Origin of the sequence: Pseudomonas sp. (assembly GCF_035554175.1) — a bacterium.
Taxonomy (GTDB): Bacteria; Pseudomonadota; Gammaproteobacteria; order Pseudomonadales; family Pseudomonadaceae; genus Aquipseudomonas.
Genome location: NZ_DATMIV010000048.1, coordinates 110,600 through 131,904, shown reverse-complemented (window position 1 = coordinate 131,904; position 21,305 = coordinate 110,600). Strand labels below are relative to the sequence as shown.

The 21,305-nt window shown below is 58.5% G+C and carries 24 protein-coding genes and 1 tRNA gene; 8 read left to right on the top strand and 17 right to left on the bottom strand.

Going from position 1 to position 21,305, the window contains the following annotated elements; all coding sequences use genetic code 11:
* Positions 1–49: 49 nt before the first annotated feature.
* Positions 50–985: a LysR family transcriptional regulator gene (locus VNV36_RS21295; protein WP_325720236.1), complete on the top strand. Its 936-nt coding sequence runs from the start codon at positions 50–52 to the stop codon at positions 983–985.
* Between the two features lie 3 nt (positions 986–988).
* Here the strand turns inward: VNV36_RS21295 and VNV36_RS21290 are convergent, their stop codons facing one another.
* Together VNV36_RS21290 and VNV36_RS21285 are read right to left on the bottom strand one after the other, a co-directional pair.
* A complete protein-coding gene (locus VNV36_RS21290) occupies positions 989–1,354 on the bottom strand; it encodes a 5-carboxymethyl-2-hydroxymuconate Delta-isomerase (RefSeq protein WP_325720234.1) in 366 nt (121 codons plus the stop codon).
* Between the two features lie 151 nt (positions 1,355–1,505).
* Complete coding sequence (locus VNV36_RS21285) at positions 1,506–2,435, bottom strand: LysR substrate-binding domain-containing protein (protein ID WP_325720232.1); 930 nt, start codon at positions 2,433–2,435, stop codon at positions 1,506–1,508.
* A 204-nt stretch (positions 2,436–2,639) separates the two neighbouring features.
* Between VNV36_RS21285 and VNV36_RS21280 the strand changes: the two genes are divergently transcribed.
* Together VNV36_RS21280 and VNV36_RS21275 are read left to right on the top strand one after the other, a co-directional pair.
* On the top strand, positions 2,640–2,831 hold the full coding sequence (locus VNV36_RS21280) for a YegP family protein (RefSeq protein ID WP_253500124.1): 192 nt from the start codon (positions 2,640–2,642) through the stop codon (positions 2,829–2,831).
* A gap of 186 nt (positions 2,832–3,017) precedes the next feature.
* Complete coding sequence (locus tag VNV36_RS21275; RefSeq protein ID WP_325720230.1) at positions 3,018–4,007, top strand: ribonuclease Z; 990 nt, start codon at positions 3,018–3,020, stop codon at positions 4,005–4,007.
* A gap of 48 nt (positions 4,008–4,055) precedes the next feature.
* On the opposite strand, the gene VNV36_RS21270 is transcribed toward VNV36_RS21275, so the two are convergent.
* From VNV36_RS21270 to chrA, 3 genes are all read right to left on the bottom strand, one after another.
* Positions 4,056–4,565, bottom strand: a complete 510-nt coding sequence (locus tag VNV36_RS21270; protein WP_325720229.1) for a ferritin-like domain-containing protein — start codon at positions 4,563–4,565, stop codon at positions 4,056–4,058.
* A 78-nt stretch (positions 4,566–4,643) separates the two neighbouring features.
* Positions 4,644–5,528 (bottom strand): manganese catalase family protein, encoded by an 885-nt coding sequence (locus VNV36_RS21265; RefSeq protein ID WP_325720227.1) that lies wholly within the window; start codon positions 5,526–5,528, stop codon positions 4,644–4,646.
* A gap of 221 nt (positions 5,529–5,749) precedes the next feature.
* Entirely contained in the window at positions 5,750–7,105 is a 1,356-nt protein-coding gene (gene chrA / locus VNV36_RS21260; protein ID WP_325720225.1) for a chromate efflux transporter, read from the bottom strand.
* Between the two features lie 415 nt (positions 7,106–7,520).
* Between chrA and VNV36_RS21255 the strand changes: the two genes are divergently transcribed.
* Positions 7,521–8,261 carry an NAD-dependent epimerase/dehydratase family protein gene (locus VNV36_RS21255; protein WP_325720223.1) on the top strand — a complete coding sequence of 247 codons (741 nt, stop codon included), beginning with the start codon at positions 7,521–7,523 and terminating at the stop codon, positions 8,259–8,261.
* 235 nt (positions 8,262–8,496) lie between these two features.
* Entirely contained in the window at positions 8,497–8,898 is a 402-nt protein-coding gene (locus tag VNV36_RS21250) for a hypothetical protein (RefSeq protein WP_325720221.1), read from the top strand.
* A gap of 81 nt (positions 8,899–8,979) precedes the next feature.
* Here VNV36_RS21250 and VNV36_RS21245 read toward each other — a convergent pair whose 3' ends face one another.
* From VNV36_RS21245 to dapA, 7 genes are all read right to left on the bottom strand, one after another.
* On the bottom strand, positions 8,980–9,198 hold the full coding sequence (locus VNV36_RS21245) for a hypothetical protein (RefSeq protein WP_325720219.1): 219 nt from the start codon (positions 9,196–9,198) through the stop codon (positions 8,980–8,982).
* Between the two features lie 159 nt (positions 9,199–9,357).
* Positions 9,358–9,669, bottom strand: coding sequence for a hypothetical protein (locus VNV36_RS21240; protein ID WP_128591920.1), 312 nt, complete (start codon positions 9,667–9,669; stop codon positions 9,358–9,360).
* A gap of 311 nt (positions 9,670–9,980) precedes the next feature.
* Positions 9,981–10,070 (bottom strand) — tRNA-Ser (locus tag VNV36_RS21235).
* Positions 10,071–10,154: 84 nt separating this feature from the next.
* Positions 10,155–10,868, bottom strand: a complete 714-nt coding sequence (gene purC, locus VNV36_RS21230) for a phosphoribosylaminoimidazolesuccinocarboxamide synthase (protein WP_325720216.1) — start codon at positions 10,866–10,868, stop codon at positions 10,155–10,157.
* Positions 10,869–10,896: 28 nt separating this feature from the next.
* The gene (locus tag VNV36_RS21225; RefSeq protein WP_325720214.1) at positions 10,897–11,658 is read right to left on the bottom strand and encodes an MBL fold metallo-hydrolase; all 762 of its coding nucleotides are present in this window, start codon (positions 11,656–11,658) and stop codon (positions 10,897–10,899) included.
* A gap of 6 nt (positions 11,659–11,664) precedes the next feature.
* Entirely contained in the window at positions 11,665–12,780 is a 1,116-nt protein-coding gene (bamC, locus tag VNV36_RS21220; RefSeq protein WP_325720212.1) for an NlpB/DapX family lipoprotein, read from the bottom strand.
* A 17-nt stretch (positions 12,781–12,797) separates the two neighbouring features.
* Positions 12,798–13,676 (bottom strand): 4-hydroxy-tetrahydrodipicolinate synthase, encoded by an 879-nt coding sequence (gene dapA / locus VNV36_RS21215; protein ID WP_325720210.1) that lies wholly within the window; start codon positions 13,674–13,676, stop codon positions 12,798–12,800.
* A 327-nt stretch (positions 13,677–14,003) separates the two neighbouring features.
* Between dapA and VNV36_RS21210 the strand changes: the two genes are divergently transcribed.
* Both VNV36_RS21210 and VNV36_RS21205 read left to right on the top strand, forming a co-directional pair.
* Positions 14,004–14,564 carry a glycine cleavage system transcriptional repressor gene (locus VNV36_RS21210; RefSeq protein WP_042607411.1) on the top strand — a complete coding sequence of 187 codons (561 nt, stop codon included), beginning with the start codon at positions 14,004–14,006 and terminating at the stop codon, positions 14,562–14,564.
* Between the two features lie 10 nt (positions 14,565–14,574).
* Positions 14,575–15,048 (top strand): peroxiredoxin, encoded by a 474-nt coding sequence (locus tag VNV36_RS21205; protein ID WP_041478861.1) that lies wholly within the window; start codon positions 14,575–14,577, stop codon positions 15,046–15,048.
* Positions 15,049–15,133: 85 nt separating this feature from the next.
* On the opposite strand, the gene VNV36_RS21200 is transcribed toward VNV36_RS21205, so the two are convergent.
* Positions 15,134–16,204: an AI-2E family transporter gene (locus VNV36_RS21200; protein WP_016771268.1), complete on the bottom strand. Its 1,071-nt coding sequence runs from the start codon at positions 16,202–16,204 to the stop codon at positions 15,134–15,136.
* 32 nt (positions 16,205–16,236) lie between these two features.
* Positions 16,237–16,476 carry a sulfurtransferase TusA family protein gene (locus VNV36_RS21195; RefSeq protein ID WP_041478863.1) on the bottom strand — a complete coding sequence of 80 codons (240 nt, stop codon included), beginning with the start codon at positions 16,474–16,476 and terminating at the stop codon, positions 16,237–16,239.
* Positions 16,477–16,574: 98 nt separating this feature from the next.
* On the opposite strand from VNV36_RS21195, the gene VNV36_RS21190 reads away from it, so the two are divergent.
* Positions 16,575–18,008 (top strand): M48 family metalloprotease, encoded by a 1,434-nt coding sequence (locus VNV36_RS21190; protein WP_325720205.1) that lies wholly within the window; start codon positions 16,575–16,577, stop codon positions 18,006–18,008.
* 79 nt (positions 18,009–18,087) lie between these two features.
* Here the strand turns inward: VNV36_RS21190 and VNV36_RS21185 are convergent, their stop codons facing one another.
* The 3 genes from VNV36_RS21185 to VNV36_RS21175 all read right to left on the bottom strand — a co-directional run bounded on the left by VNV36_RS21185 (position 18,088) and on the right by VNV36_RS21175 (position 21,290).
* Positions 18,088–19,521 carry a DegQ family serine endoprotease gene (locus VNV36_RS21185; protein WP_325720203.1) on the bottom strand — a complete coding sequence of 478 codons (1,434 nt, stop codon included), beginning with the start codon at positions 19,519–19,521 and terminating at the stop codon, positions 18,088–18,090.
* Positions 19,522–19,728: 207 nt separating this feature from the next.
* Positions 19,729–20,694, bottom strand: a complete 966-nt coding sequence (locus VNV36_RS21180) for a MucB/RseB family sigma factor regulatory protein (protein ID WP_325720201.1) — start codon at positions 20,692–20,694, stop codon at positions 19,729–19,731.
* Between the two features lie 8 nt (positions 20,695–20,702).
* Positions 20,703–21,290 (bottom strand): sigma-E factor negative regulatory protein, encoded by a 588-nt coding sequence (locus tag VNV36_RS21175; RefSeq protein WP_008077804.1) that lies wholly within the window; start codon positions 21,288–21,290, stop codon positions 20,703–20,705.
* Between the last annotated feature and the right edge of the window lie 15 nt (positions 21,291–21,305).

The following is a 21,305-nucleotide window of genomic DNA, read 5'->3' as shown; positions in this document are numbered from 1 at the left end:
CGCACACGTTTGCGCGAATTCGGCGCAGGGGCACAGCGAGACGGAACTCATGCTGAACAGTAATTTGCTTCGCAAGCTCGACATGCAGGATCTGATGGTATTCGTCGCAGTGTATGAGCAGAGCAGCGTCACCGATGTTTCGGAAACATTGTTCGTCAGCCAGTCCACAGTCAGTTACTGCCTGAAGAAACTGCGCACCAGTTTCGAAGACGAGCTGTTCATCAACACGCGCACCGGCATGCGCCCGACGTACAAGGCCTGCAGCATGTACGGCCATGTGCAGAAGATCCTTGAAAGCATCAACCTCTGCCACGCCGGCGCCCCGGCCTTCGACCCGAGCCTGCAAGCGGTCACCTTCAACATTTGCGCCCCGGAATATTTCGAGCAATTGATCCTGCCGCGTCTGTTGAAGCGCTTCGATTTCGACGACTTGCCCGTAGCGGTAAACATGCACAAGTTCGAAACCGACGTACCCGCCGATGAATTGCGCGACGGCAGCCTCGATCTGGTGATCAGTTTCGGCCCACACTTTCACCGCCAGCACGCAGACCTGAAGTCGCGGATGTTACTGGAGGACGACCTGGTCTGCGTCTTCGACAAACGCGCCACGCCACTGGAACCGCGTCTGAGTCTGCAAGCGTTTACAGAGCGTCGGCATGTGTTTCCGACGCCGTGGACTTCGAGCACGAACATGGTCGATGGCTGGCTGGCGCGACAGGCGCAGAAACGTCAGATCGTTGCGCGATCGAACAGCTACAGCGCCGCATTGAAAATGATCACCGGCACCGACTTCATTCTTACACTGCCCCGGCGCATCCAGCGTCTGTTGACCAATGATGCGGTGTTCAAACACTGCGAGGCGCCCAACGGTTTGCCCGGCTTTACTCTCGACATGCAGTGGAGCCAGAAGGCCGATCAGGATAGCGCCAACGTCTGGCTGCGCGAGCAGGTGATTCAGGTGTGCAGTGAGCTGGAGAACGCCTGAAACTCAGACGCCAATCGCTACTTTGCTGTAGGACTCGCGATCGATGTCGAGCAATTCCACGCACAGTTGCACTTCAAGCCCGGCCGGCCATTCGCAGAGCTCCTGCAATACTGCCAGCAGGTTTTGCGACAGCTGTTTCTTGACCTCCGCCGAGCGCCCGCTGAGCAAAGCCAGCTTCACATGAACGAACGCGCGCTCGCCCAGGGCCGTGCCGACCTTGAAGGTCTCGACTTTGATCGCACGGCTCTTGATATCGAATTCCGCGCCGAACTGACCGGAACCGACCAGGATGTTGTTGAGCCGGATCAGGGCGATGTCGGCATTCAACTGCGTCAGGTTGGCGGTGTATTCCATGTGCAGGTGTGGCATGGCGGATCTCCAGTCGGGGGGTGCGGGGGCGTACGTATACCACAGTCGGCTGAACGGACTTTCGGTAGGAGCTGTCGAGTGAAACGAGGCTGCGATCTTTTGATCCGGCATTTGAAGATCAAAATCAGAAGATCGCGGCGTGCCGCTGCTTCTACAAGGGATCGTGGTGCTCCGTTGGCCGTTCGCTCATGAACGCTTCCAGCCGCGAGCGCAGCCAGCGCTCGGCCGGGTCGCTGTCGACGTGGCTGAGCCAGACCATCGACAGGTCCAGGGTCGGCGTTTTGAACGGAAACGGCTCCTTGAACAGCAACCCGGAGGCAGCCATCGCCGCTGCGGCGTAATCCGGCAGGCTGGCAATCAGGTCGGTACCCGCCAGCAGTGCAGGCAGCGCGCTGTACTGCGGTACCGACAACACCACCTGGCGGGTGCGGCCCAGTTCCGCCAGCCACTCATCGGCGAAGCCGCTGACATTGGCCGTGTGCGACACCAGCACATGCGGGCGAGCGCAATACTCATCCAGGGTCAGGAGCGTATCGCTGGCATCGGCGCGCAGTATGCTTGGCTGGATGTGCCGCAACAGCTTGCGTTTGGCATTGGCCGGCAAGCCACGCGTCTGGCTGATACCGACAGTGATATCGCCGGCAGCCAACAGGTCGGGAATACGCCAGTAATCGACATGCTGCACGACGAACACCACGTTCGGTGCTTCCTGACGCAGCGCGCGCAACAGCGGCGGCAGCAGGCCGAATTCAACGTCATCGGACAGGCCGATGCGGAAGGTCATGGTGCTCGTGGCCGGGTCGAAGTCGCGGGTCAGGCTCAGCGCCACCGACAGCGAATCCAGTGCCGGTTTGAGATGGCGAAAAATATCCTCGGCGCGTGCCGTCGGCTCCATGCGATGGCCGACGCGGATGAACAGCGGATCGTTGAGCATTGTGCGCAAACGGTTGAGCGCCGAGCTGATGGTCGGCTGGCCGAGAAACAGCTTCTCCGCTGCCCGGGTCACGTTGCGTTCGAGCATCAGCGTCTCGAACACCACCATCAGGTTGATGTCGGCCTTGCGTAGTTCATTGCGGTTCATCCTTTGCCCCCTGCTCCCCGGAATAGCGGCAGTGTAGAAAGCCGTCGGACGCGGCGTCCATAAACGTTTGCGCGACTGCTCTCGCGGAAACATTCGCGAACGATTGGAAACAAATCCTCGATAGCCAAAAAAAACCTCTGCGCTAGGCTTGCGTCGATGCGCCACACAGGCTGGCGTGCACATTTATCGCAGGGAGCGAACCGTATGTATTTCGAAATCTACCGACAAACCCGAGGCACCCCGAGCACCGGCAAAGGCCAATGGCGCTGGCGTCTGCGCGCGCGCAACCACGAAACCGTCGCCAGTGGCGAATCGTATGTGAACAAGGCGGATTGTCTGCACGTGATCAACCTGATCAAAGCCGTACAGGGTGAGACGCCGGTCAAGGAAATCTGAGCGGGAGCAGGTTCAGTCCCCTTTCCCGATGGGAGAGGGGCGCCGCTGCACGCTGATTCACGATGGCGACATACATCTATCGCCCTACCGCTACGCCATTGCCGGGCACCGTCGGGCGCGTTCGTGGTCGCAAGTGAAACGGCATGCCCAAAGTGCGCCTGAATCAACCTGCAATGGAGAACCCTCGTGGATTTGTTGTTTCTTGGCACGTCTGCCGGCGTGCCGACCCGCCAGCGCAATGTCAGTGCCACGGCTTTGATCGGGTCTGCCGGCAAAGGCTGGTATCTGATCGATTGTGGTGAAGGCACCCAGCATCAGGTGCTACGTACTCCGCTGTCGCTGAGCGAGTTGCGTGCGATCTTCATCACCCACGTCCACGCTGATCACTGCCTCGGCCTGCCAGGATTGCTGGCAAGCACCGGGATGTCCGGACGCACCCGACCGCTGGATATCATCCTGCCGACAGCGCTGCATTCATGGCTGCAACTGAGCCTGTCGGTGACCCAGTCGCATCTGCCTTTCGAGATCAATCTGCACGCCGTGGAGACGCTCACCGACTGGCGCAACTTCAACGTTCGGGTAGAAACCGTCGAGCTGTCACACCGGGTGCCGTGTCACGGTTATGTGTTCACCGAATCCGACCCGCAGCCGCGTCTGGACATACAACGCCTGGAAGCCGAGCGCATCGAGCGTGGCCCGCTCTGGGGTCAGTTGGCCCATGGTCAGGACGTGCAGCACAACGGAAGGTTACTCCCCGCAGAGGATTACTTGCTCGGCTCACGACCTGATCGACGCATCATTGTCTGCGGCGATAACGACCAGCCGGCATTGCTGGCTGAAGTCGCGCATGAGGCGGATGTACTCGTGCACGAAGCGACATTCGTGCAAGCGGCCATCGACCGCACACGCGCCAGTTATGGCCACAGCAGCGCCGCTGCGGTGGCCGGTCTTGCAGAATCTGCTGGCGTGCGCAATCTCGTGCTGACCCATTTCAGCGCGCGCTACCAGGCCAACCCGGCACTCAGCCCGTCGATTGAAGATGTGCGCAGCGAGGCGGCAGCGCTCTTTCACGGCCAATTGATTCTGGCGCGGGATCTGCAGCGTTACCATCTCGACCGCTCCGGTCATTTGCAGCCTGTGACGATCGAGCGCAAACCGCAGGAGGTAGCACCGTAATGCGGTACCGCGTCCGCCCTGCTGCCGGACGGACGTCGGTGAGCAGCGTTACTTCTTGGCTTCCTTGTCCGGATCCGCGGAGCGTTCGAGAAACGCTTCGGTCAACTGCGGCAAGTGCTTGAGCAGCCAGTCAGCCATGGCGACTTCCTGCGGCAGAATCTTTTCGCAGGCTTTCTGTGTCTGCGTATCACCCGCCGTTTTCGCCGCTGCGATCAGTACGGTATAGCTGGCGATTTCCATGTTCTCGAAAACGTAGCCAGCCATGGCGCCCTTGATCACTTCATCGCTCATCAGGGATCCGCCGACAGCCTGACCGAACGCCATCAACTTGCCGCCCAGATCCTTGAGGGTCGACGAGTCTCCGCCCAAGCGTTGCAGGCATTCGTCTATCAGCTTCTGCTGACCGAGCGTTTCTTCGATGTGCTGATCGATGCGCGCCTTGAGTTCTGGGTAATGCTCCAGACGCTTGGACTGCGCCTTGAGCATCTGCTCGGCCTGTTGCTCCATGGCATGAGCGTCACGGAGCCAGTCGAGCAGGTTTTCCTGTGGAGTAGCCATTGTCGAATCCTCTTCTTGATGATTTCACAGTGATCAACCGGGTCGCGCCGCCGAATGACCGGCGCGCCCGCTCCTGCATCACAGCCCTGGGGTGGTCTGTGCGCCGGCGCCCAGATCCGCACCGGTGACCGGCTCGCTGTTGGGGTCGGACATGGTGCGCATTTTCATGTTTTCCAGCAGCGCTTCGTCGGCGCTGTCCAGCTGCACAGTGGCCAGACCATCGCCGCCGTCGACGGCTGGGGTCGGATCTTCGACGAACTCCCAATCGTCGCCCTGATTCCACGGGCCGCGCATGCTCTCGGTGCCCTGGGACATGTTGAAGTAAACGTTGGTGAACTCAGGCATGCCGGGCAATTTGCCTTGCGGGAAGTTCGGCTGAATCGAGTGCAGGGCTTTTTCGAAGGACAACTGGTGCGCGATCTCGCGGGTCATCAGAAAGCCCAGCGCCTCTTTCACCCCGGGATCGTCGGTCACGTTCATCAAGCGCTCATAGACGATCTTGGCCCGCGCTTCGGCAGCGATGTTGGAACGCATGTCGGCGGTGGGCTCGCCGATGGTATCGACGTACGCCGCCGTCCATGGCACACCGGCCGAGTTGGTCAGCGGCGAACCGGCGCCGTACAGCAGGCTGGTGATATGCGAGTCATTACCGGCGCCATTGATCGAGCGATACAACTCGCCCTCCTGCTCGACACCTTCGGCCATCCGACCTTTTGCGCCCTTGTTGAGCATGACGATGATCGAGCCAATGATCTCAAGGTGACTGAGCTCTTCAGTGGCAATGTCCATCAGCAGGTCTTTGCGTCCCGGGTCCTCTTCGGCCAGAGCCTGGGTGAAATAGCGCGAGGCCGCCGCCAGTTCACCTTGTGCGCCGCCAAATTGCTCGAGCAACAGATTGGCCAGGCCAGGATTGGGCTCGGCGACACGAACGGTGTATTGAAGTCGCTTGTTATGTAAGAACATGACAAATCTCCTCAGTCGGATAAGCGTGGCAAGTCTGGGTTAAAAGCCTGCCTACCCTCTTGTGAAGCATTGTCGTCGTGCAAATTTCAAAAATTTTCAAGCAACAGGACAAATGGTTCGAACTGCCTCCACACCAAAGGCGCTTTAGTGCATGTGACTTTTCAAACAACGTTGTCGGCGGACGAATCGCCGTGTACGCATACTCGATGCAGGTGTGTCCGTTAACGCAGCAAATGCACCATCAACCCGATCAGGGCACATCCGGACAATACCTGGATCACTCCGCGCTTGAAGCGGAACAGCGCAATGGCTGCCGCAATGGCAATCACCGCCGAGGGCCAGTCAAGCTCACCCGCAAAACCCTGCGGCCAGAGCACGTGATAACCGAAAAAACACGCCAGGTTGAGAATTACGCCGACCACGGCGGCGGTGATGGCGGTCAGCGGCGCGGTGAACTTGAGTTCATCATGCGTCGACTCCACCAGCGGGCCGCCAGCGAGAATGAACAGAAACGAAGGCAGAAAGGTGAACCATGTCACCAGCGCGGCGGCGACCGCTCCGGCGAGAAACATCTGATCGGCGCCGAACACTTGCGAGACGTAAGCCCCGACAAAACCGACAAACGCCACCACCATGATCAACGGCCCGGGCGTGGTTTCGCCCAGCGCCAGCCCGTCGATCATCTGCGTCGGCGTGAGCCAGCCGTAGTGACCGACCGCGCCTTGGTAGACATAGGGCAACACCGCGTAGGCGCCGCCGAAAGTGAGCAGCGCTGCCTTGGTGAAGAACCAGCTCATCTGGGTCAGCGTGCCCTGCCAGCCAAACAGCGCAGTCAACAAACCCATCGGCAATGCCCACAGCGCGGCGCCGATGACCGCGAGCATGGCCAGTTTCATCCAGCTGAAGCGGGCATGCGCCGGTGATGGCGTGTCGTCGTCGATCAACGCCGGGCCGAAAGACCTTTTCGCTGCGCTATGCCCGCCAGCCCTGAATTTCTCAGGCGCCAGGCGTCCACCGAAATAGCCAATCACCGCCGCACCCAACACGATCAGTGGAAACGGCACATTGAATGCAAAAATCGCGGTAAACGACGCTGCAGCAATCGCCCACAGCCAATTGTTCTTCAACGCCCGCGAGCCGATGCGATGGGCCGCCTGCACGACGATCGCCGTCACAGCAGGTTTGATCCCGTAAAACAGCCCGGCGACCACTGGCACTTCACCGAAGGCGATGTACAGCCACGACAGGAAAATCAGAATGAACAGCGAAGGCAGCACAAACAACGCACCAGCGACCACCCCACCCCAGCTCCGGTGCATCAGCCAGCCAATATAGGTCGCCAACTGCTGCGCCTCAGGCCCGGGCAGCAGCATGCAGTAGTTCAGCGCATGCAGAAAACGCCGCTCGGAAATCCAGCGGCGCCGCTCGACCAGTTCCTGATGCATGATCGAAATCTGCCCGGCCGGCCCGCCGAAGCTGATAAAGCCCAGCTTCAACCAGAACCAGAACGCCTCGCGCAAACTGACGGCTTGCGGCTTCACGTCGTCATGACCCACCAACGGCTGAACTTCACTCATTGAGCTGATCCCTTTATGCAGTCGGCAGGTTGTACCCGAAATGCCTTAAGAACAAAACGCCAGAAACGAAAAAGCCCCCGTAATCATCAATGATTACGGGGGCTTAGTCTTGTTCAATAATGGCGGTGGGATAGGGATCGACCGCCTTATGGAGTCTTTGCACGCCGCTTTAGCCCACCAAAAAAGGCGCTTTCGCCCTTTGCCGTTGGCGTCCAGCGGGCCCAAGCGGCCTTACATATAGTCTGACTTTGCTCTAATCAGGCACTGCAGCTTTCGGCCAATAGTGGCCAGGTCAACACGAAAGCATTTGGGCAGCTACAGCGCTCTCTGAATTCCCGATTTCTCTTATCGGAGGTTGTAAACCAACCACAAGGCTGGGAGGCTAGCGCGACGCTTACCATAAGGACATGCCGAAATGAGCTCAGGAAAAATCCTCGTCACAGGCGCAGCCGGAAAGATCGGCAAGGCTTTTTGGGAAGAGCGCGACGATAAATCCGATTTGCGTTTAGCCGATTTAGACGTAACACAACTTCCGGACTCGGCGCAGCGTTTCGCTCTCGACGTCAGGGATCAAGCCAGTTGCCTTCGAGCTTGCGAGGGTATACATACCGTCATCCATCTTGCTGCTGACCCTAACCCAGACGCGGATTTCATGGCCTCACTGCTTCCAGTGAACATCGTGGGCACTTACAACATGCTTTCCGCCGCAAAGGCAAAAGGCTGCAAGCGCTTCATATTTGCGAGCAGCGCCCAAGTGATCGAAGGATATCCAACGGATGTTCAGATACAGGAATGCATGGCACCCAAACCAGGCAATCTCTACGGAGTCAGCAAGGCGTTTGGAGAAGCCTTGGTTTCGATGTATGCAAACGATGGACAGATGACGACCATCGCAGTCCGTATTGCCAACGTAGCCAAATTTCAACAAGGGGAAACCCACAGTCCCAGAGACGTCGCTGCCTTCATCAGTTTTAGAGATGTTGTCGCACTTCTCAATAATTGCGTTGACGCCGAGCTGCAGGGTTTTCACGTTATCCATGGGGTCTCAGATAATCGATATAAGCGTCTCTCTATTGATCAGAGCAGAAAAGTTGTTGGGTATGCTCCCGTTGATGACGGGTTTGAGATTTTGGAAGGAGGAGCTCACTTTGATTAACGGCAAATTACCTCCTGATCCGTTAGAAGTGATCCACTGTTCCGGCGGAAATGAGGCGTTTTTGCTCGGAGCCGTTTCGATATTTTTCGAATGACCGCTTTGGCCGAAAGCTGTCGTACGCGAATGGCTGCTATCGACCCTAAGCGGACCTTCGGCAGCACATCTGGCAATATGCCTTTCTGACAAGCCTGTCCTGAATCCATGGCAAAACTGAATTGGCGAGTGCTGTTACCCCATGAACAAAGGTCTAAGTGATTACAACCTTGATTACGTACTTACGGTCATTGAAAAGGCCCCAAACACGGAATTGAGTGTGATGTGTGAGCACCTACAGATCGACAGTCGCGATTTTTTGAATCAGTTGGCGATCTCAGTTGCAAGATTGTTTATTACAGGCACCCGCGATTTTCATTACTGTGATGAGGTGATGAATACTGTCATCAGCGATATCATCAACTTGTCCATGCACGCGGACATGCCCCAGCCGGCATTCTCTATCTATCAGGCATTTGACGCAGGCGAGTATTGGCACACCGGTGATGACCGGGATGTATTTCCTTGGGAGAAGTGGTCGCGACCTGAGCTCGAGCGGATTTTGTGTGAGATCGACCACGGCGCAAACGAGCTTTCGAAGTAGGTGCGACTTGAGCCTCCAAAGGGCTGCATTTGGCCGATTTCTGCCTGTCACGACTCACCGACATCGCCCCAAAGCTGCCGGTCAGTGAAAATGAAAAAGGCGCAAAATTAACCTCGAAGCTTTTTTACCTTCAGCCTCGTAGATTTTGCGCAATGAATCTTGATCGTGGAGTTTGTGTAGATTGAAGTGATTATAGAAGGCTTGCCCCAACCGCTGATGCTTGAAGCTTCCTTGGCTCCACAGCCGGATGAACTCGTTATAGGCTGTGCGCTCGATCTGCAGCGACAAATTAGCTTCCATCTTGGGTAGTCATCAATGAAGGTTCTCAAGCTTACGAACCGACCACGAATCCCTCAACCCCCTCCGTCGCGCACTGGAGGCGTTTTCGGCCAATAGCATTCATTCATGGACGACTCGATAGACCCGGAGCTGCCTCTCGGAGAGCTAAAACTGAGATTGTCACTCGTCAAACAGAGTCCAACCATGGCAAATGCCGTCAAAGTCTTTTGCCGTAAAAAATAATACAAGTTCCTCTGGGTCAAATTTTGTGTACAGCCAGTGCCCAGGAACAGGACCTCTCGTTATCACGTATTCCAAGCGGTACTTTTGAACAACTGCAGAACTGAGAGAAGCTGAATTCAACTCAAATCTGTCACCTTGATTGAGCGCCCATAGCTTCCCAACAAGGCTATCATCAAGTACCACCTCTTCAGCTGTCTCCATCAGATGCCGTGTATGCAGTTTTTTTTGAAGCCTAACGCTTCTGGCCATGGATCAACCTACCTATAAACAGTACGAAGGGCGGCATAATAATACTGGAACGCGGAGATGACCGCTTTGTGGCTACTTCAGCCGATTCCGACAGGCAGCTACTGGCCGAAAGCAGCCGCTGGCTGGCCTCGATTAAGGAATGGATGGACTAATCGCCGCGCCCGCCGAACTGCTTGCTTAGCGCCGCTTTCTTCGTCTCCCTGTAGCAAGATTGAGCAACGGCAGATTGACGTCTTGCCTTAATATTTTCCCACATACGAAAAAGCCCCCGTAATCATCAATGATTACGGGGGCTTAGTCTTGTTCAATAATGGCGGAGAGATAGGGATTCGAACCCTAGGTACCGGTGAAGGTACAACGGATTTCGAATCCGTCCCATTCGGCCACTCTGGCATCTCTCCAACGGCGCGCATCATAACAACACTTTCGTGGGTTGCGAACCCCCCAAACGAAATTTTTTCCGTGCTATCAGATGCTTGCGTCGATTAAAGCGGCACGCCCAGACGAGCGGCGACTTCTTCGTAGGCTTCGATGACGTCACCGAGGCCCTGGCGGAAGCGGTCCTTGTCCATCTTCTTCTTGGTGTCCTTGTCCCACAGACGGCAGCCGTCCGGGCTGAACTCGTCGCCGAGGACGATGGAGCCGTCGCTGAATACGCCGAATTCAAGCTTGAAGTCGACCAGCAGCAGGCCGGCGTCGTCAAACAGTTTGCTCAGGACTTCGTTGACCTTGAGCGACAGCTCTTTCATCCGCGCCAGTTGCTCGGCGGTGCCCCAGCCGAATGCCACGACGTGGGATTCATTGATGAACGGGTCGCCCTTGGCGTCGTCCTTGAGGAACAGTTCGAAGGTGTACGGGTTGAGCTTCATCCCCTCCTCGACACCCAGACGCTTGACCAGGCTGCCGGCAGCGTAGTTACGCACGACACATTCGACCGGGATCATGTCGAGTTTCTTCACCAGGCATTCGTTGTCGCCCAGCAGTCGGTCGAACTGGGTCGGCACGCCGGCCGCTTCGAGTTTCTGCATGATGAAGGCGTTGAACTTGTTGTTCACCATGCCTTTGCGATCAAGCTGTTCGATGCGCTTGCCGTCGAACGCCGAGGTGTCGTTGCGAAACAGCAGGATCAAGCGGTCAGCGTCGTCGGTCTTGTAAACCGATTTGGCTTTGCCGCGGTAGAGTTCTTCACGTTTTTCCATGATGGGCTCCGCTTGCTAAGTAGGTGGGCTAGGCGATATGGCGCCAGTCGAGCCCTGAATCTTGATCGGCCAGTTGCAGCCAGTCCGGGTCGCACCCGAGGGTGTCGACAAAACATTGCCGGGCCAGCTGCGGCAGGTTGTTCTTGCTGCTCAGATGGGCCAGGACCAGGTGTTGCAAGCCCTGCCAGCCCAACTCGGCCACCAGGAATGCCGCCTGATGGTTGTTCAAATGTCCGCGTTCGCCGCCCACCCGCTGCTTGAGAAAGTACGGGTAGTGACCACGGGCGAGCATGTCGCGGCAGTGGTTGGACTCGATCATCAAGGCATCGAGATCCCGGTAACCATCCAGCACCCGCTCGCAGAACGATCCCAGATCGGTGAGCAGGCCGAAGCGCCGCTGTTCCTGATCGCTGAAGACGTACTGGGTCGGTTCCTGCGCGTCATGGGCCACGGCAATGACCCCGACGTTCAGTGCACCGATCTGCAGTTGCTCGCCGCCGGCCAGAAAGCCAGCTGCTTCAATCGGTTTGCGCATCCCGCGCAGTGTGCCGCGACTGAGGTAGACCGGCAGATTGTAGCGCCGAGACAGCAAACCCACGCCATGCACGTGGTCGGCATGCTCGTGGGTCACGAGTATCGCGCTCAGTTGCGCCGGATGAATACCCAGGCGCAACAGGCGCTTTTCGGTCTCCCGCAGGGAAAAACCACAATCCACCAGCACGTATGTATCAGCACTGGCGACCAGCGTGCCGTTCCCTTGGCTACCGCTGCCGAGAACGGCAAAACGCATATCGGGTCAGCCCAGGTTGTCCTGAATCACGCTCAACACTTTACGCGCGACATCGGCCGGCGCGACGGTGTTGATGTTCTTTTCGACGGTGACCTGGATGTTCTCGCCCACCTTGCTCAGGCGAACCTGATAACGTTCGGCTCGGGCTTCGACTTCTTCCTTGCTCGGCGCACTGCCGAACAGACCGCTGAAGAAGCCAGGCTTGTCGTCTTTCTTCTCGGCTTTTTCGGCCAGGTTGATGTAGTACAGGCCCAGGCTGCGGTTGATGTCTTCAACGCGCCATTCGCCCTGCTCCAGCGCACGGCCGACGCTCGACCAGGCGCGGTCCAGATCGGTACCGACGTTCAACACCGGGTTGCCACTGCCGTCCTCGCTGAGGCTGACGCGGCTCGGCGCGTCGAAATCACGCGACGCCAGCATCGACACCGAACCGCCCTTCTCGGACGTACGGCTCATGCTTGCGAGCATGTCGTCAACCAGCGCAGCGTCCAGGCCAGTGTTGACCGAACGGTTGGTGAAGGCCACGTCGGCAGTGCTGCCGGCAGGACGCTCGGCACTGACCACGTAGATTTCACTGGTGTTGCGCTGCACACCAGGCTCGATGCGCACGCGCACGCGGGTTTCGCTGTCGCTGGCGATACCGGCCGCACTCAGGCGCTTGGCCATCGAAGCGGACAGCTCGTCGGAGTGCTGCCAGGTGGTGGTGAATTCACCGGTCTGCGGACGCTGTTCATCCAGACGGAAACCGTTGTCCTGGAAGAACTGCAGTGCCACTGGCCAGACTTCGGCCGGTGGGTGCTGGGCCACGACCCAACGCGAATCACCGCTCTTTTGCAGCGAGTAATCAGTGGCATCGGCTACAGTCGACAACGGCTGAGGACGCGGAACTACGTATTCGCCCGTGGCGGTGTCGTCAGCCACATTGCGCGGGATCGGCAACAGTGGATCGAGACGTTTGGAGGTGTTCACATCCGGTGGCAATTGCATCGGCGCAGTCTGTTGCGCCTGCAGGTAATCGCTTCCACGGTCGCGGAAATAACCTTCCGGCCCCCAGACCCATCCGCAGCCACTGGTGCTGGAGATAATCAAGGCAAGTGCGGAAAGTCCGGCCATTCGCTTCATGCGTTGTACTTCCTCAATTAAACCAGGACGCTGCACTGGCGCAGGGCCGTACGCAGCGTTTCATGACAAGGGGTGCTCAGCCACGTCAGTGGCAGGCGGATGCCTTCGTGCATCAGGCCCATTTCGACCAGAGCCCACTTCACCGGAATCGGGTTGGCTTCGATGAACAGGTCTTTGTGCAGCGGCATCAGTTTTTCGTTGATTGCCCGTGCGGTGTCGGCGTCGCCCTTGAGCGCGGCCTCGCACAGGTCGGCCATTTCGCGCGGAGCGACGTTGGCCGTGACCGAAATGTTGCCTTTGCCACCCAGCAGGATCAGCTCGACAGCGGTCGGATCATCGCCGGACAGCACGATGAAATCCTTGCTCACGCCATCGATAATCGCTTTGGCTCGCTGCAGATCGCCGGTGGCTTCCTTGATGCCGATGATGTTCGGCACGCTGGACAGGCGAATCACCGTCTCGGCCTGCATGTCGCAGGAGGTGCGGCCGGGAACGTTGTAGAGAATCTGCGGAATGTCGACCGCTTCAGCAATGTGCTTGAAGTGCTGGTACAGACCTTCCTGCGTCGGCTTGTTGTAATAAGGAACCACCAGCAGGCAGGCATCGGCGCCGGCAGCCTTGGCGTTGCGGGTCAGCTCGACGGCTTCGCGGGTCGAGTTGGCGCCGGTACCGGCGATGACGGGAATGCGCCCGGCGACCTGTTTGACAACGGCTTTGATGACGGCAATGTGCTCTTCTACATCAAGGGTGGCCGACTCGCCGGTGGTACCGACGGCGACGATGGCATGGGTGCCGTTCTTGAGGTGGAAGTCCACGAGTTTGCTGAGGCTGTCCCAGTCAAGACGCCCTTGTGCATCCATGGGAGTGACCAGTGCCACCATACTGCCCGCAATCATGAAACCGCTCCTGCCGGAAAAAGAGAGCGGTAATGGTACTGGCGCCAAGATGCTTGCACAAGCGAAGTACTGCGCCGCCGCCATTCCCCTTGGCGCCGCTTTTCGCTACCCTTCAGACTTTGATCGGTACAGATCGCTTGTACGCCGGGTTCCAGCCTCCCTTTTCGGCCTCCCAGGCCCCGTTCCTGCGTCGCATGACGCGCTCCCGCACCGTGGAGCGAGCCGCGAGCGCCGGCCGGGTCTCTTCATACGGATCGCCAAACAGGCACGCCCCCGGCCGCCAACGCCCGTCAACCTACCGACCGCTCATCGCTTTAGGAATGCTGCATGTCCACCCCCACAGTTCGCGAACAATTCCTTGTCATCAGTGCCCTCGGCGCCAACCCCATGGAGCTGACCAACGTCCTGTGCCGCGCCAGCCATGAAAACCGCTGCGCCGTCGTCACCTCCCGCCTGACCCGCCACGGCGAGTGCAGCGCTCTGGTGCTGGAAGTTTCCGGTAGCTGGGACGCCCTGGCCCGCCTCGAAGGCAGCCTGCCGCTGCTGGCCAAGCGTCACGCATTCACCGTCAACGTGGTGCGCAGCGCCGCCCTGGAAAACCGCCCGCAGGCCCTGCCTTACGTGGCCTACGTCAGCTCGGCCTATCGTCCGGACATCATCAATGAGCTGTGTCAGTTCTTCATGGATCACAACGTCGAGCTGGAAAACCTCACCTGCGACACCTATCAGGCGCCACAGACCGGCGGCACCATGCTCAACGCCACGTTCACCGTGACGCTGCCGGCCGGCACCCAGATCAGCTGGCTGCGCGATCAGTTCCTCGACTTCGCCGATGCGATGAACCTGGATGCCCTGATCGAGCCTTGGCGCCCACAAAACCCAATGTAAGGAAGCTTTCATGGCCGTTGTCATCGACCAACCGGTAGCGGATTTCACCGCGCCTGCGACCAGCGGGCAGACCGTCAGCCTGTCCGAACTCAAGGGCAAGCAAGTGGTGATCTATTTCTACCCGAAGGACAGCACCCCGGGCTGCACCACTCAAGGCCAGGGCTTTCGTGATCAATATGCGGCTTTCAAGGCTGCCAACACCGAAGTCTTCGGCATTTCCCGCGATAGTTTGAAGTCGCACGAGAACTTCAAAGGCAAACAGGAATTCCCCTTCGAGCTGATCAGCGACAAGGACGAGGCGGTTTGCCAGTTATTCGACGTGATCAAGCTGAAGAAGCTGTATGGCAAGGAATACCTGGGCGTGGATCGCAGCACGTTTCTGATTGATAAGGACGGCGTGCTGCGTCAGGAATGGCGCGGCGTGAAGGTGCCGGGTCATGTTGATGCCGTGCTGGCGGCGGCTGAGGCTCTGAATAAAGCCTAAGATCAAAAGATCGCAGCCTTCGGCAGCTCCTACACTTGGAATGCATTTCCCCTGTAGGAGCTGCCGAAGGCTGCGATCTTTGCTTTTAAAGCAACGGCGCCACCACCGGTTCCTTGCGTGGCCACGCGTCCAGCACAGCTTTGAACAGCGTCGCCAGCGGGATCGCAAAGAACACGCCCCAGAATCCCCACAACCCGCCAAACAACAACACCGCGCAGATGATGGCCACCGGATGCAGATTCACCGCTTCCGAGAACAACAGTGGCACCAACACATTGCCGTCGAGGGTCTGAATGATCCCGTAAACCGCCATCAGATAGATGAACTGATCGCTCCAGCCCCACTGGAACAGCGCGATCAGCAGCACCGGCACGGTCACCACCACTGCGCCGACATACGGCACCACCACCGATAACCCGACCAGCAACGCCAACAACGCCGCATAGTTCAGGCCCAAAGCGATGAACGCGATGTAGGTCACGCCACCGCAAATCACGATTTCGATACCTTTGCCGCGGATGTAATTGGCGATCTGCCGGTTCATTTCCTGGGCGACGCGGGTAATCAGCGCGCGCTCACGAGGCAGATAACCACGCACCCATTCGCCGATCATGGCCCGATCCTTGAGGAAAAAGAACACCAGAATCGGCACCAGCACCAGGTAGATCATGATGTTCACCAGCAACGGCAAACTCGACAGCGAAAAGGTCAGCGCCCATTGGCCGAACTTGCCAATCTCGCCCCGAGCCGCTTCGATCGCTTGCAGCACTTGCTCGTCTGACACCAGGTGCGGGTAACGCTCCGGCAATAGAAGCAGCAGCGATTGCCACTTGGCGAGCATGCCCGGCAATTCATTGAACAGCGTAATCAACTGGTGCCAGAGCAGCGGCAGCACCACGACGATAAACAGCATCAGCGCGCCCATGAACAAGGCAAACACCAACCCCACCGCCACGCCGCCGGGCACACGCAAACGTTCGAGCGTGACCACCAGACCCTGCATCAGATAAGCCAGCACCATGCCCGCCAATACCGGCGCCAGCATGCCGCCGAGGGTGAGCACGGCGGTGAAGGCGAGAAACAGCAGCACCGCCAGCACCACGGCTTCTTCATCGGAGAAGTAGCGCTGAATCCAGTCGCGTAACACTTTGAACATCAATAATCCCTTCGATTTTTAACGCCGTCGTTTCAGGCTTTTTTCAACCAGTAACGGTAGACGCCGGCCTCGTCCTCTTCACGCAGCAGTGCGTGTCCGGCCAGTTTGGCAAAGGTACGGAAGTCGCGTTGCGAACCTGCGTCCGTGGCGATCACTTTGAGCACGGCGCCGCTGTGCAGCTTATTGAGTTCCATTTTTGCCTTGAGCAACGGCAACGGGCAGTTCAAGCCACTGGCGTCCAGTTCCACGTCGTGGGCTACAGCGTCGGTCATTGCGTCACTCCGGTTCGGGTTGTCGAGCTGCCTAGAATATCTGGTCGCGGCTTCGGTGTCCGGCTACAGTAAGGTCTTTGTCTTCTAAGGCTTTGTGCATGACTTTTCTGCGCCCTACCCTGCTGACGCTCGCTTGCCTGCTAGCCTCGCCAGGCTTTGCCGACGATCTGCCGTCACTCGGCGACGCCAGTTCTGCCATTGTCTCACCGCAACAGGAATACCAGCTCGGGCGTGCCTGGCTGGCCATGCTGCGCAGTCAGGTTTCCCAGCTCAACGATCCACAGCTCAAGGACTACGTCGAATCCAGCGTGTATAAGCTGGTGGAAACCAGTCAGGTCTCCGACCGACGCCTCGAATTCATTCTGATCAACAGCCCGCAGCTCAACGCTTTCGCAGCACCGGGCGGTGTGGTCGGGGTCAACGGCGGCCTGTTCCTCAACGCCCAGACCGAAGGTGAATACGCCTCGGTGCTCGCGCACGAATTGGCGCACTTGTCGCAACGCCACTTTGCCCGTGGCGTCGAAGCCTCACAAAGAATGCAGGTGCCGATGATGGCCGCGCTGCTGGCAGGCATCGTCATCGCGGCGGCAGGTGGCGGCGATGCCGGCATCGCTACCATCGCCGGCACCCAGGCAGCGGCGTTGCAGGAACAACGACGCTTTTCGCGCCAGAACGAACAGGAAGCCGATCGCATCGGCATCCTCAATCTGGAAAAGGCCGGCTACGACCCACGTTCGATGCCGACCATGTTCGAACGCCTGATGCGCCAGTACCGGTTCGACGCCAAGCCACCGGAATTCCTCCTGACTCACCCGGTCACCGAATCGCGTATTGCCGACACCCGCAACCGCGCCGAGCAGGCGAAACCGGGCGGCATCGAAGACAGCATGCGCTATCAACTGATCCGCGCGCGCGTGCAGTTGATTTATGAAGAAACCCCGGGATTGGGCGCCAAGCGTTTCCGCGCTTTGCTGGATGAGAACCCGAAAAATGATGTGGCGCGCTATGGTCTGGCCATTGCCCAAATCAAGGGCGGCCAGTTGAACGACGCGCGCGAGAACCTCAAGCAGTTGCTGGCCAAGTCACCCAACGAGATCATCTACAACCTTGCTCAGGTCGATCTGGACATCACCAACAATCGCCTGCCCGATGCCCAGTCGCGGGTCGACCGCATGCTCACGCAGTTTCCTGGCAACTATCCGCTGAATCAGGTGCGCGTCGATCTGCTGCTGAAACAGAATCGCGCCGCCGATGCCGAGAAGGCGCTCGACAGTTTGCTCAAGTCGCGCCCGGATGATCCGGACGTCTGGTATCAGGTCGCCGAAACCCGGGGCTTGTCAGGCAACATCATCGGCCTGCATCAAGCACGCGCCGAATACTTTGCCCTGGTGGGAGATTACCGTCAGGCCATCCAGCAACTGGACTTCGCCAAGCGCAAGGCCGGCAGCAACTTCCCGCTGTCCTCGCGCATCGATGCCCGCCAGCGCGAGTTGATGGAACAGGAACGCATGGTCAAGGACATGATGGGCTGAGTCTTTTCCAGCAAGACAAAAGCTTCACGCACAAAAAAACCGCCTCTTTCGAGGCGGTTTTTTTGACCTTTGCGCCGGCTTATTCAGCCAGTTTGAAAGTGATGAAGCTGGCACGCCCCTGACGCAGCACGCGCATCGACACCGAACGGTTCTTCGGCAACGCCTTGGCGATGTCGGTGAACTCCTTGGCCGAGCCGATGGCCTGGTTGTTCAGGTGCGTGATCACATCGCCCGGCTGCAGACCGATCAGGGCCGCAGGACCGTCCTGCACTTCCTTGATCACCACACCACCTTTGAGGTCGTAGGCTTTCTTCTGCTCGGCGGTCAATTCGCCGACCGCAACGCCGAGGCGGTTGCTGCTGCTTTCAGCGCCGGATTTCGGCAGCGCGTTCAGTTCCTTGTCTTCGTCCGGGATCGCCCCGACGGTCAGTTCGACATTCTTGCGCTTGCCTTCACGAATCACTTCCAGATTGGCTTTGGCGCCAGCCTTCAGCGCGCCAACCAGATGCGGCAGGTCAGCGGACATGACGATCGGTTGACCGTTCATGCTCAGGATCACGTCGCCGACTTGCAGGCCACCCTTTGCAGCAGGGCCGTCATCCTGAATCTGCGCCACCAGCGCGCCGGCCGGCTTGTCCAGACCAAACGACTCGGCGAGGTCCTTGCTCACCTCCTGAATGACCACACCCAGCCATCCACGGCTGACTTTGCCACCGCTCTTGAGCTGGTTGGAAACGTCCATCGCTACGTCGATCGGAATGGCGAACGACACGCCCATGAAACCGCCGGAGCGAGTGTAGATCTGCGAGTTGATGCCGACCACCTCACCATTGAGGTTGAACAGAGGGCCACCGGAGTTGCCCGGGTTGATCGGCACGTCGGTCTGGATGAACGGCACATAGTTTTCGTTCGGCAGGCTGCGGCCCACGGCACTGACGATGCCTTGAGTCACGGTATGGTCAAAGCCAAACGGAGAACCGATTGCCACAACCCACTGGCCGGCCTTCAGATCCTGGGATTTGCCGAGCTTGAGCACCGGCAGATCCTTGCCTTCGATCTTCAGCAACGCCACATCGGAACGCGGGTCGGTGCCGATCAGCTTGGCTTTCATCTCACTGCGATCGGCCAGACGGACGAGGATTTCGTCGGCATCGGCGATCACGTGGTTGTTGGTGAGGATGTAGCCATCGGGCGAAATGATGAATCCCGAGCCCAGCGACTGCGCTTCACGCTGGCGCCCGTCGCCACGCGGCGAACGCTGTTGAGGCGGCATACCGCGCTCGAAAAACTCGCGCAGCATCGGTGGCAGGCCTTCCAGGTCCGGCATCTGCTGATTCACTCGGCGGTCCGGCAGCTTCTGCGTGGTACTGATGTTCACCACCGCTGGCGAAGCTTGTTCAACCAGTTGGGTGAAATCAGGCAGATCGGCCGCTTGCGCAGCAGGGACCGCCTGACCGAGCAGCAGCACGGTGGCGAAAATGGAAAGGTAAGACTTCAAACTAGGTATCGACATACAGCTCCCGTTACGACGAGCAGGGTTAAGCGATATGGAGCAAGGAACACCGGAAACCACAGACCGGCATTTTTGTTCCGGGAACAACAAACAAGGCCAGAGCCGTGAGGCTCTGACCTATAAAAAATTTTCAGGGGTTTTGCAAATGAAAATGCTCAGCAAACATTTCGACGTCTCGGCGACGAAGTGGAAATGACTGAAATCAGCTCACTGCTTGCTGGTCGCAGCGCCATCGTTGTTACGCATCGACAGAGCGATTCGTTCGGCGGTGCCAATCGGGATTTCACCGACCACCGTGACCATCATTTCACCTTGTGGCGTCGTCAGGCGACGGGAAACCGCGACGGTCGGGCCCAACTGAGTGCGGGTGTCGGTAACGGTCGCACCATTCAACGGTTCAAGAAACACCGAAAAGCGCGCAAGACCATCGTCGTACATCAGGCTGTTGACCTGGGTTTTGGTCTGCGCATCCCTGTGGGAACTGCTGCTAGTCAGCTCGAAGCCTGGCGGCAGCCAGTCCGAGCGCCAGTTCTGGACTGCTTTCGCTGCCGAAGCCTTGTCATTGCCGATGTTGATCGGTTTGCAATCGGCATTTGCCAACAGGTCCTTGTCGGATGGGATTTCATCCGTGTCGAGACTGGTGAACTGGAAGCGCTCCAGCAGCTGCGCCTTGTCATTCAACAGCAACGACTTGAGTGGCAGCCCGGTTTTCTTGTCCAGATGCAGCTCGAAGCCGTAACGGTGCTGATCGCGAGGCGTGAGCGCCACGATCACCGCATCACGGCCGGCCACGCGCGACTTGCCAATGACGGCAAGGTCATACCAGTTCTTCAACTTTTTGGGATCAAGCGCACGGGCGGCAGCGTTGGGCGTATCACCCAATCCCGCAATCAGAGTGCCGCTTACGCATTGAGTACGTCCATCAATGCGCACGACCTCCTGAGCCGAGCCGTCAAGCTGCAATAACCGCTCGCGGACCTGCCCATTCTGGACGCGATGCCAGATGTTGTGCGTGGAAAAACTGCCGTTGCGCTCGTAAACGAAAGTACCGTGAAAGCTTTGCTGCTGCTCGGCCTGGCCCAGACGGGTCAACCAGTCCTGGGCCTCATCAGCGTGGGCTGGAACAATGAACCAGCCACTGAGCAGAAGCGAAAGTAGAGGGATGGCGCGCATGATCCTCCTTAACGGTTTTCCAGGCTCGCAGCACGTGCGTATGGCAGCGCGCTTTCAGTTCCTTTGAGTGCAGCCTGCTGAGCGTGCTGACGCAGGTAGCCTGGCAGACGCTGATCATGCCAGCCTGGCTGACCTTGCAGAACGCCGTTGGCCATCGGACCAGTCGCTTCCGAGCTTTCGCTGTAGCCAGCCAGTACCGCCGGGCCTTTGACCTGTGGAGTGGCCAGAGTAGGCTGATTCGACTGCTGGGCCAGTTCAACACCAGCGATTTCGTCCTGGTTGTACAGGCGAACACCGGCCAGAACAGCCACGGTCACCGAAGCGGCAACAGCGAGGCGACCCAGGTTGCGCCATGGGCTGCGGGATACTTTGGCCGGAGCCGTTTCGTCTTCCAGCGCAGCAGATACTGCCGCAGCGATGTCCAGACGTGGAAGCAGCAGATCCTTGTGCATGGCTGCCCGAGCGATCTGGTAACGAGCCCAGGTCTCACGGGTATCAACATCATCCAGTGCGCTGAGCACTCGACGCAATTCCAGTTCGTCCGCTTCGTTATCCATCACTGCGGACAGCGATTCCTGCAGGGCTTCACGACTCATGGCGTTCCTCTCTTG

What these genes read in the sequence shown, in the direction of transcription:
- VNV36_RS21280 (WP_253500124.1), top strand. Translation starts at nt 2,640, where the DNA reads ATGTATTTCGAAATCTACCGACAAACCCGAGGCACCCCGAGCACCGGC.
- VNV36_RS21225 (WP_325720214.1), bottom strand. Translation starts at nt 11,658, where the DNA reads ATGCGTTTTGCCGTTCTCGGCAGCGGTAGCCAAGGGAACGGCACGCTG.
- VNV36_RS21290 (WP_325720234.1), bottom strand. Translation starts at nt 1,354, where the DNA reads ATGCCACACCTGCACATGGAATACACCGCCAACCTGACGCAGTTGAAT.
- VNV36_RS21250 (WP_325720221.1), top strand. Translation starts at nt 8,497, where the DNA reads ATGAACAAAGGTCTAAGTGATTACAACCTTGATTACGTACTTACGGTC.
- VNV36_RS21245 (WP_325720219.1), bottom strand. Translation starts at nt 9,198, where the DNA reads ATGGAAGCTAATTTGTCGCTGCAGATCGAGCGCACAGCCTATAACGAG.
- VNV36_RS21270 (WP_325720229.1), bottom strand. Translation starts at nt 4,565, where the DNA reads ATGGCTACTCCACAGGAAAACCTGCTCGACTGGCTCCGTGACGCTCAT.
- VNV36_RS21210 (WP_042607411.1), top strand. Translation starts at nt 14,004, where the DNA reads ATGTCCACCCCCACAGTTCGCGAACAATTCCTTGTCATCAGTGCCCTC.
- VNV36_RS21295 (WP_325720236.1), top strand. Translation starts at nt 50, where the DNA reads ATGCTGAACAGTAATTTGCTTCGCAAGCTCGACATGCAGGATCTGATG.
- VNV36_RS21240 (WP_128591920.1), bottom strand. Translation starts at nt 9,669, where the DNA reads ATGGCCAGAAGCGTTAGGCTTCAAAAAAAACTGCATACACGGCATCTG.
- VNV36_RS21205 (WP_041478861.1), top strand. Translation starts at nt 14,575, where the DNA reads ATGGCCGTTGTCATCGACCAACCGGTAGCGGATTTCACCGCGCCTGCG.
- dapA (WP_325720210.1), bottom strand. Translation starts at nt 13,676, where the DNA reads ATGATTGCGGGCAGTATGGTGGCACTGGTCACTCCCATGGATGCACAA.
- VNV36_RS21265 (WP_325720227.1), bottom strand. Translation starts at nt 5,528, where the DNA reads ATGTTCTTACATAACAAGCGACTTCAATACACCGTTCGTGTCGCCGAG.
- VNV36_RS21195 (WP_041478863.1), bottom strand. Translation starts at nt 16,476, where the DNA reads ATGACCGACGCTGTAGCCCACGACGTGGAACTGGACGCCAGTGGCTTG.
- VNV36_RS21180 (WP_325720201.1), bottom strand. Translation starts at nt 20,694, where the DNA reads ATGCGCGCCATCCCTCTACTTTCGCTTCTGCTCAGTGGCTGGTTCATT.
- VNV36_RS21285 (WP_325720232.1), bottom strand. Translation starts at nt 2,435, where the DNA reads ATGAACCGCAATGAACTACGCAAGGCCGACATCAACCTGATGGTGGTG.
- chrA (WP_325720225.1), bottom strand. Translation starts at nt 7,105, where the DNA reads ATGAGTGAAGTTCAGCCGTTGGTGGGTCATGACGACGTGAAGCCGCAA.
- VNV36_RS21200 (WP_016771268.1), bottom strand. Translation starts at nt 16,204, where the DNA reads ATGTTCAAAGTGTTACGCGACTGGATTCAGCGCTACTTCTCCGATGAA.
- VNV36_RS21175 (WP_008077804.1), bottom strand. Translation starts at nt 21,290, where the DNA reads ATGAGTCGTGAAGCCCTGCAGGAATCGCTGTCCGCAGTGATGGATAAC.
- purC (WP_325720216.1), bottom strand. Translation starts at nt 10,868, where the DNA reads ATGGAAAAACGTGAAGAACTCTACCGCGGCAAAGCCAAATCGGTTTAC.
- bamC (WP_325720212.1), bottom strand. Translation starts at nt 12,780, where the DNA reads ATGAAGCGAATGGCCGGACTTTCCGCACTTGCCTTGATTATCTCCAGC.
- VNV36_RS21185 (WP_325720203.1), bottom strand. Translation starts at nt 19,521, where the DNA reads ATGTCGATACCTAGTTTGAAGTCTTACCTTTCCATTTTCGCCACCGTG.
- VNV36_RS21190 (WP_325720205.1), top strand. Translation starts at nt 16,575, where the DNA reads ATGACTTTTCTGCGCCCTACCCTGCTGACGCTCGCTTGCCTGCTAGCC.
- VNV36_RS21255 (WP_325720223.1), top strand. Translation starts at nt 7,521, where the DNA reads ATGAGCTCAGGAAAAATCCTCGTCACAGGCGCAGCCGGAAAGATCGGC.